Source organism: Massilia sp. NBRC 108631, from assembly GCF_059704565.1.
Genome location: NZ_BAAKJE010000214.1, coordinates 1 through 14,355, shown reverse-complemented (window position 1 = coordinate 14,355; position 14,355 = coordinate 1). Strand labels below are relative to the sequence as shown.

Annotated in this window: 15 protein-coding genes; 2 read left to right on the top strand and 13 right to left on the bottom strand. The window is 68.5% G+C overall.

Features of this window, described 5'->3' with window-relative positions:
- Positions 1 to 8 precede the first annotated feature (8 nt).
- The 9 genes from AC6H42_RS23550 to AC6H42_RS23510 all read right to left on the bottom strand — a co-directional run bounded on the left by AC6H42_RS23550 (position 9) and on the right by AC6H42_RS23510 (position 9,349).
- The gene (locus AC6H42_RS23550; protein WP_497549069.1) at positions 9 to 959 is read right to left on the bottom strand and encodes a GIY-YIG nuclease family protein; all 951 of its coding nucleotides are present in this window, start codon (positions 957 to 959) and stop codon (positions 9 to 11) included.
- Positions 956 to 2,065: an aminotransferase class I/II-fold pyridoxal phosphate-dependent enzyme gene (locus tag AC6H42_RS23545; RefSeq protein ID WP_497549068.1), complete on the bottom strand. Its 1,110-nt coding sequence runs from the start codon at positions 2,063 to 2,065 to the stop codon at positions 956 to 958. The genes AC6H42_RS23550 and AC6H42_RS23545 overlap by 4 nt, the downstream gene beginning before the upstream one ends.
- Before the next feature lie 15 nt (positions 2,066 to 2,080).
- On the bottom strand, positions 2,081 to 4,306 hold the full coding sequence (locus AC6H42_RS23540; protein ID WP_497549067.1) for an 8-amino-7-oxononanoate synthase: 2,226 nt from the start codon (positions 4,304 to 4,306) through the stop codon (positions 2,081 to 2,083).
- 10 nt (positions 4,307 to 4,316) lie between these two features.
- Positions 4,317 to 5,672 carry a hypothetical protein gene (locus tag AC6H42_RS23535; RefSeq protein WP_057157062.1) on the bottom strand — a complete coding sequence of 452 codons (1,356 nt, stop codon included), beginning with the start codon at positions 5,670 to 5,672 and terminating at the stop codon, positions 4,317 to 4,319.
- Between the two features lie 6 nt (positions 5,673 to 5,678).
- Positions 5,679 to 6,431: a hypothetical protein gene (locus AC6H42_RS23530; RefSeq protein WP_057157061.1), complete on the bottom strand. Its 753-nt coding sequence runs from the start codon at positions 6,429 to 6,431 to the stop codon at positions 5,679 to 5,681.
- 19 nt (positions 6,432 to 6,450) lie between these two features.
- Positions 6,451 to 7,059, bottom strand: a complete 609-nt coding sequence (locus tag AC6H42_RS23525) for a hypothetical protein (RefSeq protein ID WP_057157060.1) — start codon at positions 7,057 to 7,059, stop codon at positions 6,451 to 6,453.
- A gap of 159 nt (positions 7,060 to 7,218) precedes the next feature.
- A complete protein-coding gene (locus AC6H42_RS23520; protein ID WP_157201066.1) occupies positions 7,219 to 8,106 on the bottom strand; it encodes an intradiol ring-cleavage dioxygenase in 888 nt (295 codons plus the stop codon).
- A gap of 12 nt (positions 8,107 to 8,118) precedes the next feature.
- On the bottom strand, positions 8,119 to 8,775 hold the full coding sequence (locus AC6H42_RS23515; protein ID WP_497549066.1) for a hypothetical protein: 657 nt from the start codon (positions 8,773 to 8,775) through the stop codon (positions 8,119 to 8,121).
- A 19-nt stretch (positions 8,776 to 8,794) separates the two neighbouring features.
- Positions 8,795 to 9,349 carry a Spy/CpxP family protein refolding chaperone gene (locus AC6H42_RS23510; RefSeq protein WP_057157057.1) on the bottom strand — a complete coding sequence of 185 codons (555 nt, stop codon included), beginning with the start codon at positions 9,347 to 9,349 and terminating at the stop codon, positions 8,795 to 8,797.
- A 183-nt stretch (positions 9,350 to 9,532) separates the two neighbouring features.
- On the opposite strand from AC6H42_RS23510, the gene AC6H42_RS23505 reads away from it, so the two are divergent.
- Positions 9,533 to 10,222, top strand: a complete 690-nt coding sequence (locus AC6H42_RS23505) for a response regulator transcription factor (RefSeq protein WP_057157333.1) — start codon at positions 9,533 to 9,535, stop codon at positions 10,220 to 10,222.
- Between the two features lie 2 nt (positions 10,223 to 10,224).
- Positions 10,225 to 11,808: a sensor histidine kinase gene (locus tag AC6H42_RS23500; RefSeq protein WP_497549065.1), complete on the top strand. Its 1,584-nt coding sequence runs from the start codon at positions 10,225 to 10,227 to the stop codon at positions 11,806 to 11,808.
- A 2-nt stretch (positions 11,809 to 11,810) separates the two neighbouring features.
- Here AC6H42_RS23500 and AC6H42_RS23495 read toward each other — a convergent pair whose 3' ends face one another.
- The 4 genes from AC6H42_RS23495 to AC6H42_RS23480 all read right to left on the bottom strand — a co-directional run bounded on the left by AC6H42_RS23495 (position 11,811) and on the right by AC6H42_RS23480 (position 14,224).
- A complete protein-coding gene (locus AC6H42_RS23495) occupies positions 11,811 to 12,392 on the bottom strand; it encodes a BPSL1445 family SYLF domain-containing lipoprotein (RefSeq protein WP_057157055.1) in 582 nt (193 codons plus the stop codon).
- 95 nt (positions 12,393 to 12,487) lie between these two features.
- The gene (gene dcd, locus AC6H42_RS23490; protein WP_056391177.1) at positions 12,488 to 13,054 is read right to left on the bottom strand and encodes a dCTP deaminase; all 567 of its coding nucleotides are present in this window, start codon (positions 13,052 to 13,054) and stop codon (positions 12,488 to 12,490) included.
- A gap of 105 nt (positions 13,055 to 13,159) precedes the next feature.
- Positions 13,160 to 13,996 carry an alpha/beta fold hydrolase gene (locus AC6H42_RS23485; protein ID WP_057157053.1) on the bottom strand — a complete coding sequence of 279 codons (837 nt, stop codon included), beginning with the start codon at positions 13,994 to 13,996 and terminating at the stop codon, positions 13,160 to 13,162.
- 63 nt (positions 13,997 to 14,059) lie between these two features.
- A complete protein-coding gene (locus AC6H42_RS23480; protein ID WP_157201065.1) occupies positions 14,060 to 14,224 on the bottom strand; it encodes a hypothetical protein in 165 nt (54 codons plus the stop codon).
- Positions 14,225 to 14,355: the final 131 nt, after the last annotated feature.

The window sequence follows — 14,355 nt, the reverse complement described above, 5'->3', positions numbered from 1 at the left end:
TTCTGCGGTCAGCGCCATTCATTGCCGAACAACTCGGCTTCCAGTTCGCGGCGCTGGTTGGTCAGCACGCCGGCGCTGGTGCGGAACATGTCGTCGTGGATGCGATATTCGACGGCGCGGCGCTGCGGCTCGGGCAGGCTGGATTGGGCCACGTAGACCGAGTGCGACGCCAGCGGCAAGCCCATCATCTGCCCGCACAGCGCATGCTGCTGGAGCCGGCGGCGCAGATTGCCGGTTTGCCCGCTGTAGGCGCGTTGTACGCCGTTTACGTTGAATTCGATCAGGTAGAAGCCGGCGCCGGTGGCGCGGGGATCGCGCAGCGCGGCGGTGATCGGGCCCAGCGCCACATATGCGGGCCGCTGCGCGGCGGGCAGGCGGGCTATGGTGGCGGCGATGGTGGGCGGGACTTCGCCCGATTCGGGCGGCGCATAAGCGCCACCGACACCGTCGCCGCTAGCGCTGAAATTGCCATTGCCGTTGCCGTCATCGAAGGCCGGCGTGCCGTCCTGCGGAAAGGCTGCGCCGGACCAGCCGTCGGGTTCGGGCGGCAGCACCGTCACCTGGGTGTAGGGCCACAGTCCGCCATAGCGCGGGCCATAGTGGTAGGGCCAGGCCGGCCCGGGACGGGGACGCGGACGGGGAAAGCCCGGACGGCCGGGGACACCAGGACGCCCTGGGCGCCCCGGACTGCCCGGACGGCCAAAGCCGCCTGCTGTGCCCGGCCGCCCGCCGGCTTGCGGGCCGCGCGCGGGGTTGCGGCCCATGGACAGCGCTCGCGCCGGGCCGATCCGGCCACTGCCCCGTGCGGCGCCGCGCATCGCGCCCATCGGGCGGCCGCCGCGCTCCTGCTCCAGCCCTTGTTCGTGCTCCGGTTCGAACTCGAACCCGAGCTCGTATGCCTGTCCATATCCCATCTCGCCTTCGAGCTCGAAAGGCAGGGCTTCGAATTGCTGATTCATGCCAGCTCCTTCATGTGATGTTCAAGCGCGTCCACGGCACGCGCCACGTCTTGCGCGCTGTGCCCCGCGCGCAACAGGAAAGTCAGGCCCGCCGCGCCGCGATGCACTTGCGGCAGCGCCAGCACGCCTTCGGCCCTCAGCGCCGCCTGCAATGCAGGAGCGTCGACACCATCCGCCAGCGGCACCACCTGCACCGGGAACATGCCGCCACGGCTCGCAATGCCCGCCGCCGCCATCCCGGCCCGGAATTGCCCCACGCGCTGCCGCAAGGCCAGGCGCAGCGCGTCGCCGCAAGCGGCGTTGACGCACAAGGCATGCCGTGCGGCCGCCATGGCTGGCGCGCTGGGTGGGCTGGCGTGCACGCGCGTCAGGCTGCGTGCCTCGAAGCGCGCCAGCATCGCCGCGCTCCCGGCCAGCACCGCCAGCGGCGCGCCGAAGGCCTTGGCCAGCGATGCGCCCACCAGCACCGCGCGGCCGGCCGGGAGGGACAGCTGCGTTCCCGCCGAGCCCGACATCGCACCAACGGCCGCACCGGCCGCAACGCCAAGCGCCCTGCCCAGGCCATGCAGCGGCACCGAGCCGCCGCCGTGGCGGCCCAGCAGGCCCAGGGGCTGGGTGTCGTCCAGCACCAGCCAGCCCCCGCCCCGCGCGGCGATGTCGGCGTAGGCCGACAAGGGCGGCGGATGTTCGCGGCCGGGGCTGTAGCCGTCCGCCAGCACCACCGGCCGCCGTCCTTCCGCGCGCCAGCGCCGCGCCAGCCGCGCCAGGCCAGCGGCGTCGCCATGGCGGAACACCTGCATCGGCGCGCCGCGCGCCACCGCCTGCTGCGCGCCCCAGCGCGCAACCGGATAGGCGCCGCCATCGATCAGCAGCGCCACCGATTCCTGGGCCAGCATGCCGAACAAGTCCCAGTACAGATGCAGCGTGGACGGCAGCAACAGCGCCGCTTCGCAGCCCAGCAGTTCCGCCAGCCCGCGCGCCAGGCTGGCCGCGCCGGGCGGCTCGGCCAAAGCCGCCGGCTTGCCCAGGGTGAACGCCGCCCACGGTGCCAGCGCTGCCGACGGATGGCGCATGTCCAGATACAGCGCGCTCGTAAAATCCAGCACGCCCATCGCGCCGGCTCAGGCGCGGGCCTGCTGTGCGGCCAGCCGCTGGCGCAGCAGCACCGACGGCAGCGTGGCGTCCGACACCGCGTCGGCGCCATCGGCCGACAGGTCGACGCCGGTGGCGGCGCGGTAGGCGTGGATGTAACCCTGCGCCTGCGGCCGCCAGAAGCGCGCCCAGTTGAAAGCCTGGGTCGATTCGTAAATGTCGCTCCAGTTGCCGTAACGGATGGACAGCAACAGCTGCTCGCCGAACATGGCCAGCGAGCGGAAATGCATCACGCTGGTGTCGGTCCATCCCTGCAGCTTCTTCATCGCGTCCACCCGGTCCATCCACGGCTCCGGATAGGCCACCATCACCCGCGTGGGCAGGAACTCGCGGAACTCCGGCCGGCCCAGCAGCCACTGCTGCATCAGCATTTCAATGCGCGCAGTGGATGGCAGGTCGCCGAACTGGTTGTGGGCGCCTTGCGACAGGATCAGGTGCACTTCCTTGAGCGCGTTCAGCACCGGGAAGGCGTCCGCCTTGACGGTGGTGTCGTCGTCCTGCTTGTAGAAGGAGGTGAGCAAGCGCAGCAGGTGGTGGAAGGCTTCCAGGAACTTGGAGCGGCTGTCGGCCGGACGGAAATGCTGCACCGCCTTGCCGTCCAGCCGCACGCCGTAGTGGTGGTCGTACTCGTAGTTGCGGCGCACCACCGTGAGCCGGTGCTGCTCGTCCTGGGTGTAGCCCCACAGCAGGTTGTTCAGCGGGCGCAGCATGTCGATCTCGGTGTTGGCCAGCGGGTCCAGGCCGTGGCTGGGCGCGCGCAGGTTCTGGAAGCGCTGCGTGATGGCGTTCATGGTTTGCACCAGCATGCCTTCCTCCAGCCAGTAGGACCAGATCAACTCGATCAGGCAAGGGTTCGACAGCCGCTCCTGGATGATGCCAAAGCACAGGTCGGCCTCGCTGCCGCTGCCCGGGATGTTGATGGGGATGTCGGGCAGCTTGCGCCGGATCACCGCCAGGTAGGGCAAGGCCAGCGTGTTGCCGTCCACCGTCTCCAGGTATTCGTTGGCCAGCACGTCGGCCAGGCTGCCGCCGTTGGGGATGTCGCGCCGGTCCAGGTAGGCCGCGTCCTCCGCCGGATTGAAGGCCAGCGGCAGGCTCAGCACGCCGCAGTTGACCATCACGAACGCCTCCGTGGCCGCCTTCAGCACACGGTAGGAGTCCGAGTCGTTGAACGGCAGCGCACGGCGCGACTTGATGGCGTTGAAGGCCGCGTTTTTGCCGACGAAGCGCAGGCGCTCGAAGTCCGACACGGCCACATTGGCGTCGCAGAACAGCTGGTCCAGGAAGGCCAGGTAGTTGGTGAAGGACAGCGCCTCGGTGCTGTTGCGGATCAGGGTCCACAGCGGCAGGTCCTCGGTCGGCTCGGTCTCGGTGCGCGTGAGCGACACGCCGACGTTGCCACTGATAGGCTGGGGCACGCGCTGGTCCGCGTCGAAGTCGGTCGCCACGCCCAGCGAGGCCATCGAACCGGGCGCAATCACGCCGGCCAGCTGGTCCGCCGTCAGCGAGGCGCCCGGGCCGCCGCTGCGCGCCATGGGCCTTGCGCCCGCGCCCGCCGCCACCGCGCCGCCGGCCTGGGGGCGCCGCGCCAGCAGCACCTGGGCCTCGAAACGCTGCGGCCCGGCGCGCCGCATGATGGCGCTGAAATGGTGGCCGTCGCCGCGCGGCTGCCACGGCGAGCGCGCCACGATACGCAGCATGTCCTCGCCCAGCGGCCCGTCGCCGTCCAAGTGCACCTCGGCGATCGCCTTGTCGCCCACGAAGGCGCAGTTGTGCTCCACTTCGCGGCAGTTCGACTCGAACGCCAGCACTACCTCGGGATTGAAGGCGAAATCGAAGCAGACGTTCTCGGTGCAGCCGTTGCGCACCGCCGCGCACTGGTAGAACAGCGCGTCCATGCGCATCGGCACGATGTTGTCGAAGGCGGCGATGTAAGCGCCGGCGTCCAGCGCCGGGAACAGCACCGCGCCGTCGGCGGCGGTGAAGCCCACGGCCACCAGCAGCGCCTCGTCCGGCAGCCACTTCTTGACTTCCTCCACGTCGCATTCCTGCATCGGCGCGCCCTGCTGCGTTTGCGCCTTGTACAGCTTGATGGCGGCGTTGACCAGCGGTGCGCCGGTGAGGCTGTCGTGCACCGTCACCTGGACCGCCCCGCGCAGATCCGCCTTGGCCGCCGCGTTCTTGATATTTGCCATGTCTATCTCCTTAAAGGATGGTGCTACGGTATTCGGTGCGCCGTGACTGCGTATATTGCGGATACTGGGCGGCGCCCCCGCACAGGGCGCTCAGGTCCAGCGTGCTGCGCAAGGCCCAATGGGTCAGCAGCCGCCCCAAGAGCACACTTTCGTGCTCGGGGCTGAGGCGGCCGTCGGCGCGGGCCTGGCCAAGCACGGCGAATGCCAGCGAGGGCGCGGCGTCATACATTTGTTGCGGGGCCCCGCTCCATTGCCGGAACAGGCTGGCCAGCCGGCGCGGATGGCGCGCACGCACCGCCATCACGTCCGGCAAGGTACGTCCGCGCAGCAGCGCCGGCCGGTGCCGCGCCAGCAGTCCGGCCAGGGCCGGCAGGCTGTCCTCCAGCTGCAGCAGCAAGCGGCGCTGCTCCGGCGGCAAGCCGCTGAGCGGGTAGAACGATTCCCACAGCGCCGCCACGCGCCGCCATTGCGGATGCGGGAACAGCTCTTCGCCCAGCGCGCAACTGAGCTTGACCCGTATCCACGGCGCGGGGTGCGGGTCGTCCGGGTTCACGCGGAACACGAACACGCGCGGCAGGCTGACTACCCCGATCAGTCCCATGGTGGCCGCCACGCCAACCCGCGCCAGCGACCACAGGTCGGCCACCACTTCGGATATCCAGCGCTCCCACAGCCGCCACACGTGCGCCGGGCTGGCGCCGCCGTCCCCGCCGGCCCCGCGCTGCATGGACTGCAGCACCGGCCGCAGCGAATTGACCAGGTCCAGCAGGGCCGCGCCCTGGTGCCCCACTTCGTGGAACAGCGAGGACGCGATGCTGCTGCCGACCATGCGCTCGCGCGGCACCCGCACGATGGCGACCGGATTGTCGCCCCCGCCCGGCAGCCGGGTGCGCGCGCGGCGAATGGCCGCGCCCGGGCCCCGGTCCAGATAGCAAATCACGGGCGGCGCGCGGTAGTAACTGCCCGGCAGCGCCAGCGCGTCGGCCGACACCACGTCCAGGCCGGACAGCCAGGTCCCGTTCTTGTGCTCGCTGCGCTGCGTGATGACGTCGTTGAACAGGTCGAACTGTGTCAGCGCCGCGTTGAACTTCAGGCGCACGAAGGTGAAGCGGCGCTGGGCCTCGGCGGCGGTGGCGTTGCGCGCCGCCGGCCCCTGCAGCCATGCCAGGAAAGCCATCACCATGCCATGCAGCCCGCGCCGGCCCTGCGCCAGGTGCGTCTCGATGGCCGTCTGCGCCGATGGCAGCAAGGCCGCCGCCGGCACCATCGGTTCGATCAGCACGAAAGGACGCACGCGGCGCAGGCGCGTGAGCAGCGAGCGCGCCTCCTGCGCCAGCATCCACCGGGCATAGGAGCTGATGGCCATGGCGGATCAAGCTCCGTAGAGTACGATCTTGCGGCCCTGGCGCGCCCAGCGGCCGGACGAACCGGCTGCACCGGCCGCACCGCCACCGGCGCCGCCCATGCCGCCTCCCAGGCCGCCCGTAGCGCCGCCACAGCTGCCGCCGCGCTGCGCGCCGGCCATGCCGCCTTGCTGGCCCCGGCCCTGCTGACCGGCCGCCTTCAGCAAGCCTGGCGCATGCTGGCGCGCCGCCGCGGTGGCGGCAGCCTGCGCCACCGCGCGCGGGTCGCCGCCGCGCGCCTGGGCGGCGCGGTTCACGGTGTCCGCAGCCAGCCGCACGAACGTCTTGGCGCCCTCGAACTCGCGGTCCTCGCCCATCATTTCACCTTCGGCCTCCAGACCCAGCGCACCGCCGGCCGCCGACGCCAGGCCGCTGCCGATCTTGGCCCCCAGCGGGCCGCCGAAATAGCCGCCGATGGCGCCGCCGGCCAGCGGCAGCGCCTTCTTGGCCACCCCTTTCAGCACGCCGCCCACGGCCTGGCCGACAGGCGACCTGATGACGGAACCGGCCACCGAGGCGGCCTTCTTGAGGAAATTGCCGAGGAACTGTTCCAGTTCGGCCTCGTTGGTGACCGACAGCAGTTCGTTGGCCAGCTCCATCTCGTCCGCTTCCGACAGCAAGCCGCCCTCGCCGCTCCATTCGCCCTGGCCGAACTCGTACTGCTCGCCTTCATAACCCATTTCCTGGCCAAATTCCAGGGTGGTACGATCGATGTCATGCATGATTAGCTCCCGATGGTGGTTAACAATTGAGGACCACGATGCGCTTGCCGCTGCGCTGCCAGCGTCCCCCTGCCGGCTCCTGCCGTTCCGTGCGGTGCAGCAAACCCGGCGCATACTTGCGCGCCGTCTGCACCAGCGCCGCCTGCACCCTGCTTTCCGCATCCTCCCTGCCCACGCCGACCGCAGGACCGGAGGCCAGTGCGCCGGCGATCAGTTCCCGCGCCATGCGGATAAAATGGCGCGCCAGCGCAAACTCCTTGTCCTCCGCGCTGAGGCCTTCCAGCTCAAGGCCGAAAATGGCGGCGGCCTTTTGCTGCGCTGGCCTGCTGCTGAAGGGCATGAGGGCGGTTGCCGCCTGCAGCAGCACAGACATCAGCGCCCTTCCCAGCGGCATGCGCAACGCGGTGCGGCCGGCCGGGCCCGCACTGGCCACCAGGCCGGCCAGGAATGGCGCCAGCCCGTCGCCGTTGCCCGCACCGGCTTCCAGCAGCGCGGCGCCATCAGCCATTTCGGCGTCGTCCTCCAGCGCCGGCGCGGATGCCGATGCGTACGCCATAGGCCCGGCACCGGCAGCGCCGGCTGGAAACGCAATCTCAAGTTCAGGCATGTAGTCGAGCAGGCGGTTCATATGAAGCTCCGGTCAGGCGTGTGTACAGCAGCCATTGCAAGCGGCGTGCCTGGACGCGCAGGGCGAAACGGCCGCCGCGCCGCCGAAGATGGCTTCGCGGCGGCCGCCGTGGGAAGGAGTTTGCGCGAAACGGACTTCGCGCGAAGGGGGAAAGCCGGTTTAAGCGATCACGGCCAGGCTCAGGGTCGCGACATAGCCATCCGTGACATTGCCGGTCATGCTCGCCAGTTGCAGCGCGTAGCCGTCGCTGAAGATATTGTCGGTGGCAAAACTGATCTGAGAGAAATTACGCACGCTGGCGCTGTAGCCGGTGGTGGCGTACACCTCGTTGCAAGTCGCGTTGGGGAAGGCGAACTGTGAGGTCTTGATGCGGTTGGAGGCGTTGCTGGCCTTGGCCAGCGTGGGATAGACCTCGAAATGCACATGCGGCATGCGGCCTGCGTAGCAGCCGGGGAAGATGGTGGTGAAGGTCACGTCGCCGTTCGCGTCCGCCTCCTGCACGCCACGCAGGTAGTTCTGGCTGGTGACGCCGCTCGAGTACAGCGAGTAGTTGCCGTCGCGGTCGCAGTGCCACAGATAGACTGCGAAGCCGCCGGCCGCCCCGCAACTGCTGTTGGCGTTCTGGATCTTCAGCTTGATGGTCAGCAGCACGCCGGCCGCAACAGCGGTGGCGCCGCCGAAACTGCTGCGGATATCCTGGCGCACCACGCCGCTCTGTGTCAGCACATTGACCACGCCGCTGCTGTTGCTGTTGGTGCCGTCACCCGGATACGGGCCGCCGGTTTCCTCCGGAATCACGCTGCAGGAACCGTTGGTGGTCGTGCCGGTGGTACCCGTAGTGCCCGTAGTGCCGGCGGTGCCCGTGGCGCCAGTGCTACTGGTGCCGGTGCTGGCCGTGGAATCGCTGCTGCCGCTTGACCCGCCGCAGCCGAGAACAGGCAGCGCCGCCGCACTGGCCAGCATCCAGCGCAGGCTCTGGCGTCGGCCGGCCGCCATCTGCGTCATCTTGTCCAGGTCTTCGGCCAGGCTGTGTCCGTGTTTTTGCATGACTTGCTCCATTCATACCGTGGTGTTGATCAAATTGCCGCTGGCGCCCGCATCGGACAGTTTGTCCGACAGCGCCTGCAGGAAGCTGGCCAGTTTGCCGCTGGCGTCGGCGGTGTCGCCGCCGAATGCGTCGAGCAGCGACTGGAACGAAGTCTCCAGCGCGCTGCCGGCGTCGCCGGCGCCATCGGTGCTGCCGCTGCTGTCCGTCTCGCTGGACGAGCCCAGTTTGGCGATCAGGCTTTGCAGGTCCGCCTCAAGCTTGCCGGGACCGCTGGGGCCGCCGGCGCCGCCCTGCGGACCGTACACCTGGCTTTCGCCGGACGTGGCCAACGCCTCGGCGGACGCGCCCTGCTCGTGCAAAGCGCCGATCAGCTCGTGCAGGAAGCTGCCCAGTGCCTGCGCCGCGTTGCCGCTGCCGGCCGCCGCGCCGCTGGCGCCGGTATTGGTGCTAGCGGTGCTGCCGGCGCCATCGCCCGCCGTAAGTCCCAGCGATTCCAGCGCGCTGGCGATGGCGTTAACGAAGCCGCCACGGTCCGGCGGTGGCGGCGGGCGGCTGCCAGCCTGGGTACTTTCGCTATTGGCGGTGGCACTGGCGCCGGTGGCGCCGAGCTTGCCCGTATAGCCCAACTGGCTGGCTGCGCTGCCGGAGGTCAGGTAACTGATCGTCATGCTTTACTCCTTGCGAAGGTTAAGGACGCGGGGGCTTGCGCTGGTCCATCTGCTTGCGCTGTTCGGCGCTCAACACGCCCAGCAGCTTCTGATCGGTGCGCACACGCTGCAATTCCAGGTTGCTCATCGCTTGCGCAGCGGCTTTGGCCAAGGAAGCCGCTTTGGCATCGTCGTACTGGTCGGCATCGCCCATGGCGTCGAGCGCTTGCCGCGCCTTGCGCAGCGCCTTCGATTGCTCGCGGATGTAGGGCTCCTGCGCGTGCAGGATGGCGAATACCTTATCCTCCTGCGCTTCGCTCAGGTCCACGCCGTGCAGCAGGCCGCGATGCGGGCCCGGGCCGCCAAAACCGCGCGGGCCACGTTCGCCGTCCGGACCGCCACGGCCGCCCAGGCCAGGACCGCCAGGCGGCGTGCCCGGACCGTCGCCGCGCGGCCCGTGCGCACCGTGCGGCCCGCCGAACGGTGCGCCGTCAGCATCGGCAGCGTCGCCGCCGACTGCGGCGTGCGACGCCAGCGGCGCCGCCAGCGCAGCCGCCAGCAGCAGGTGTTGCAGGGAGATCTTCCTGGTTTTCATGTTTGCTCCGGATAGTTCGTAAGGAGCAGCCATTGTCCGGCCGGGGCATGTAAAGCGCGGTTAGCGCAACGTAAAACGGTGTAAAGACGGCGGGCGTGGCAGGTGTAAATCGGGGTAAAAGCGCGCTTTGGAGGCCATCTTGTTTGCTATGATGGGCCATCAACAATCATGAAGCACGCCGCAATGAGCAAGGTACTGTTAATAGACGACGACATCGAACTGGTGGGCATGTTCCAGGAATACCTCGAGCAGGAAGGGTTCCAGGTGCAGACCGCCCACGACGGTGAAGCCGGCGCCGCCGCCGCCCTGTCCGGCCTGTACGCCATCGCCGTGCTGGACGTGATGATGCCGCGCATGAACGGGCTGGAGACCCTGCGCCGCATCCGCGCCCACAGCCGCATGCCCATCCTGATGCTGACCGCGCGCGGCGACGACACCGACCGCATCGTCGGCTTGGAACTGGGTGCGGACGATTACGTGGCCAAGCCCTGCACGCCGCGCGAACTGACCGCGCGCATCCGCGCCATCCTGCGCCGCACGCTGGGCACGCCCATGGCCGCCGGCGGCAGCGCGCAGCTGACGGTGGGCCAGCTCACCATGTGGCCCGAGCAGCGCCGCGCCACGTGGGCCGGTACGCCGCTGGAACTGACCAGCACCGAATTCAATCTGCTCGAAGTCCTGGCGCGCAACGCGGGCAAGCCGGTCAGCAAGAACACGTTGTCCGAGCAGGGCCTGGGCCGGCCAATGGCGCGCTTTGACCGCAATATCGACGTCCACCTGAGCAGCCTGCGCCACAAGCTGGGCACCATCGCCGACGGCCGCTCTTGCCTGCAGACGGTGTACCGGCTTGGCTACCAGCTGATCAAGGATTAGCCGTGGGACGCCTGTTCTGGAAGTTCTTCTTCTCCATCCTGCTGGCGCAGGTGGTGGCGGCGGTGGGCATCGGCGGGGCCATCTGGCTCAAGAACCGCGACGCCGCAACGCCGCGCCAGCTGGATATCGACATCGGCCCGCGTGCGGAGGATGCGATCGAATCGGCCGCCGCCACGCTGGAGTTCGGCGGCGTGAATGCGCTGCAAAGCCTGCTGGAGAACATGAACCGGCACCGCGTGTTCGCGGTAAACGAGCAGGGGCGCGACCTGCTGGGACGCATCGTCAAGCCGGCCATGATACTGGAGGCGCGCCGGCTGCTGAAGCAGGATGGCTCGCAGCGCGTGGTGCGCGAAGTGAAAGCGGCCGACGGCCACCGCTACGTGCTATTCCTGCCGTCACGCGAAAACCCGGGCGGCATGGGCATGCCGGCCGACGGTGCGCCGCTGCTGCGCAGCTTGGCCAGCATCGCCAGCGTGCCGATCGACGGCCCGCACCCGCCCCATCTGCGCAACCCGCCCGACTGGCGCGGCCCCGGCCCTGGCATGGGTCCCGGCGGCAGTCCGCCTCCCTTCCACGACAGCGGGCCAGCGCCAGCTGCGGATTACGCTCCCCGCTCTGGCCTTGGCCCCGGTCCGCAAGGTGCGCCGCAACGCTTCCGGCCAATCGCGCCGTTCATCCCCATCGCCGCCGCCGTGCTGGCCAGCCTGTTGTTCGCCGCCCTGCTGGCGTGGTATTTCTCGCGCCCGATACGATCCCTGCGCCAGGCTTTCGAGGCCGCGTCGCAAGGCGACCTGGCGCCCCGCTTCGCCCACGCCGCTGGAAAGCGCGGCGACGAACTGACCGGCCTGGGGCGCGACTTCGACCGCATGACCGCGCGCCTGCGCAGCCTGATGGACGCACAGACACGACTGCTGCACGACGTGTCCCACGAGCTGCGCTCCCCGCTGGCACGCCTGCAGGCAGCCATCGGCCTGGCGCACCAGCAGCCGGAAAAGGCGCACGCCACCTTGGAGCGCATCGAGCGCGAAAGTGTGCGCATGGACAAACTGGTGGGAGAGCTGCTGACGCTGGCCAGGCTGGAATCCGGCCCGATCAAGCAGGGGCGCGAGCAGATCAGCATGGCCGAGCTGCTGGACGAAATCGTGGCCGATGCCGAATTCGAGGCCGCCTCGCACGACCGCGCCATCGAACTGCGCGGCAGTGCCGATGTGGCGGTGAACGGCCAGGCCGACCTGCTGGCGCGCGCGGTCGAGAACATCGTTCGCAACGCCATCAAGCACAGCCCGGCCGGCGGCGCGGTGCGCGTGGAACTGGACGTGGACGAGGCCACCGACCGCCTGCACATCCGGGTGCTGGACCGCGGCCCCGGGGTGGCGCAGGGCGACCTGCAAGCGATCTTCGAGCCGTTCTTCCGCAGCAGCGACACCCTGAAGGACGTGGAGGGCCACGGCCTGGGCCTGGCGATCGCGCAGCAGGTGGTGCTGGCGCACGGCGGCAGCATCGCCGCCCGCAACCGCGAGGACGGCGGCTTGTGCGTGGAAATCGCGCTGCCGATCGCGCAGCACGACAGCGACCAACGGGCCTGAGCCTAGAGCTCCAGCCGCGAGATCTTGGTCCCTTCCAGCGTCAGGTTCGCCATCAGCCCGGCGTTGGTCAGCACCAGCGCCTGCACCGGGTGGTTGGCGGTAACCGTGTCGATCTCGCCGTTCACGCCGACCTTGACGACGGCCACCGAGGCATCCACGCCCGCCGTCCAGCCCTTGCTCTGGCCGAACTTGTCGAACGCTTCGCGTGTCATGAACAGCAGCACGACCGCCTTGGACTGCGCGCCGGCCTGCAAGCCCACCGAAGCCGAGGCCATGCTGTAATAGCCGCCGTGCTCATTCTTGATGCGCAGCGCACCCTTGCCGTATTCGCCGCCCACCACCAGGCCGGCCGCCAGCACGCGCGGGAACACCAGGACTGCGGTGGATTTGGCCACCAGCTCGCGCGAGCCCTTCACCTCTGCATACAGGCGATTCAGGGTGCTGTCGACGCCGGTATCGATTTCCGCGCGGACCGCGCCCGGTTCGGCCCTTCCGGACGTGGTGGTGGTGGTGCAAGCGGACAGCGCGGCACCGGCGAACGCCAGTGCGGCGGCGGATTTGAACAGGAAGGTACGCTTATGCATGGAAGCTCTCCAGTCGTCAGGGTCAGTGTATCCTTGTGATTCTGACACTTTCCGGCCGACAGAACCTCCCTCTTCCGAAGCAGGCTTGCGAAAAATCAGGCTTTCGGCAGGGTAACGCCGTGCTGGCCCTGGTATTTGCCGTTGCGGTCCTTGTACGACGTTTCGCACACTTCGTCGCTCTCGAAGAACAGCACCTGGGCGCAGCCTTCGCCGGCGTAGATCTTCGCCGGCAGCGGCGTGGTGTTGGAGAACTCCAGCGTCACATAGCCTTCCCATTCCGGCTCGAACGGCGTGACGTTGACGATGATGCCGCAGCGCGCATAGGTGGATTTACCGAGGCACACGGTCAGCACGTTGCGCGGAATACGGAAGTATTCGATGGTGCGGGCCAGCGCGAAGGAGTTCGGCGGGATGATGCACACGTCGCTCTTGATATCGACGAAAGAGTTGGAGTCGAAGTTCTTCGGATCGACGATGGTGCTGTTGATGTTGGTGAAGATCTTGAACTCGTCCGCACAGCGGATGTCGTACCCATACGACGAGGTGCCGTAGGAGATCACCTTGCGGCCGCTTTCCTCGCGCACCTGGCCCGGCTCGAAGGGTTCGATCATGCCGTGCTGCTCCGCCATGCGGCGTATCCATTTATCGCTCTTAATTGCCATCGCAAAACCATTTCTCAAGATTGCAGGGAGGCTCCGGCTTGCGCCAGCGCCATTTCACCCGGGATTTTACGCGAAAGCCCTGCTTCCAAGAACAATTTTACAAGCTCAGGCCCGCCGCCGAGGCTGCCGCTGGCGCTGTGCGCCCTGCTGCGCCAGCAGTTGCGAGATCATTTCGTGGGTGACCCTGGCGGTGAGCTCGGGAGCTTCCATGGGGAACAAGTGGCCGCCGGGGACGATGCGGAAATTATCGCCCACCAGGCGCCGGGTGGCGTCCAGGCCGGCCTGGCGGTTTTCCACGGACTCGGCCCCACCGATGAAACCGGCCGGCACCGCCAGGCCCGGCTTGACCAGGGCGCCGATGTGGTGCGGCAGGCTGCGGTAGACCGCCGTTTCATTCTCGCGCGTAAAGCGCAGCTGCACGCCCTCCGGGTGCGGCTTCAGCCCGGCGGCGATGTAGTCCTCCAGCACGCCGGGGGCCCAGGCTGCGAACATGTCCTTGCCGGCGAAGTGCTGGTAGGCGGACGCGGCGTCCGGCCACACGTTGCGGCGCTTTTCCGAGAAGCGCGCCGGGGAAAACTTGTTGGCCAGCGCCCAGTTGCGCGTCACGCGCAGCAGCATGGCGCGCCAGCCGGCCACCACGGGCGAATCCAGCATCACCACGCAGCGCACCAGGTCCGGCCGCATGGCCGCCACCATGACGCTCAGCATGCCGCCCAGCGAATGTCCCAGCAGGACCACCGGCTCGGCGTGGCGGCTTTCCAGCTCATCGACCAGCTCCCGCACCAGGTGCGGCCATCCGGTTTCCACCGGATAGGCCGGATTGTGCGCGTGCATGTCCAGCGCCGAAATATCGTAGTGCTGGCCCAGCAGCTCGAACAGGCGGCGGTAGGTGCCTGCCGGATAGCTGTTGGCGTGCGAAAAGTGCAACTTGGGTTTGTTCATTTTTGTAATGTCTCCTTAGGCTCATTGTAAGGAGAGCGGCGGCCAAAAAATAGAACGCTTGCTCTAATTTTCAGCTTCGGCCGGCGGGGACGGCGGTGGCACGGGCTGGGATACGGGAACAATCAGCACATGCTTGTCCATTGCTTTGCCGTCCTGCTGCTGCTGTACCACTTGCGTGGCGACCGCCTTGGACGGGGTGACGGGCTTGGGGTGGCGTGGGAAAATCATGCGAGGGCCTGCGAGTTGTCGGGTTCACCAGTTGCGGGCGGTTGCCGCAATCTCAACAGATTTTCGCGAAAGCCAGCAGAGCCCGGCCATCTGCGCCATGCAGGAAAGCGGCTGGGCCCAGCCGCCGATCC

Excerpts from the sequence above, each read along its gene's own strand:
- AC6H42_RS23550 (WP_497549069.1), bottom strand. The coding sequence starts at position 959 with ATGAATCAGCAATTCGAAGCCCTGCCTTTCGAGCTCGAAGGCGAGATG.
- AC6H42_RS23540 (WP_497549067.1), bottom strand. The coding sequence starts at position 4,306 with ATGGCAAATATCAAGAACGCGGCGGCCAAGGCGGATCTGCGCGGGGCG.
- AC6H42_RS23535 (WP_057157062.1), bottom strand. The coding sequence starts at position 5,672 with ATGGCCATCAGCTCCTATGCCCGGTGGATGCTGGCGCAGGAGGCGCGC.
- AC6H42_RS23530 (WP_057157061.1), bottom strand. The coding sequence starts at position 6,431 with ATGCATGACATCGATCGTACCACCCTGGAATTTGGCCAGGAAATGGGT.
- AC6H42_RS23525 (WP_057157060.1), bottom strand. The coding sequence starts at position 7,059 with ATGAACCGCCTGCTCGACTACATGCCTGAACTTGAGATTGCGTTTCCA.
- AC6H42_RS23520 (WP_157201066.1), bottom strand. The coding sequence starts at position 8,106 with ATGCAAAAACACGGACACAGCCTGGCCGAAGACCTGGACAAGATGACG.
- AC6H42_RS23515 (WP_497549066.1), bottom strand. The coding sequence starts at position 8,775 with ATGACGATCAGTTACCTGACCTCCGGCAGCGCAGCCAGCCAGTTGGGC.
- AC6H42_RS23510 (WP_057157057.1), bottom strand. The coding sequence starts at position 9,349 with ATGAAAACCAGGAAGATCTCCCTGCAACACCTGCTGCTGGCGGCTGCG.
- AC6H42_RS23505 (WP_057157333.1), top strand. The coding sequence starts at position 9,533 with ATGAGCAAGGTACTGTTAATAGACGACGACATCGAACTGGTGGGCATG.
- AC6H42_RS23495 (WP_057157055.1), bottom strand. The coding sequence starts at position 12,392 with ATGCATAAGCGTACCTTCCTGTTCAAATCCGCCGCCGCACTGGCGTTC.
- dcd (WP_056391177.1), bottom strand. The coding sequence starts at position 13,054 with ATGGCAATTAAGAGCGATAAATGGATACGCCGCATGGCGGAGCAGCAC.
- AC6H42_RS23485 (WP_057157053.1), bottom strand. The coding sequence starts at position 13,996 with ATGAACAAACCCAAGTTGCACTTTTCGCACGCCAACAGCTATCCGGCA.
- AC6H42_RS23480 (WP_157201065.1), bottom strand. The coding sequence starts at position 14,224 with ATGATTTTCCCACGCCACCCCAAGCCCGTCACCCCGTCCAAGGCGGTC.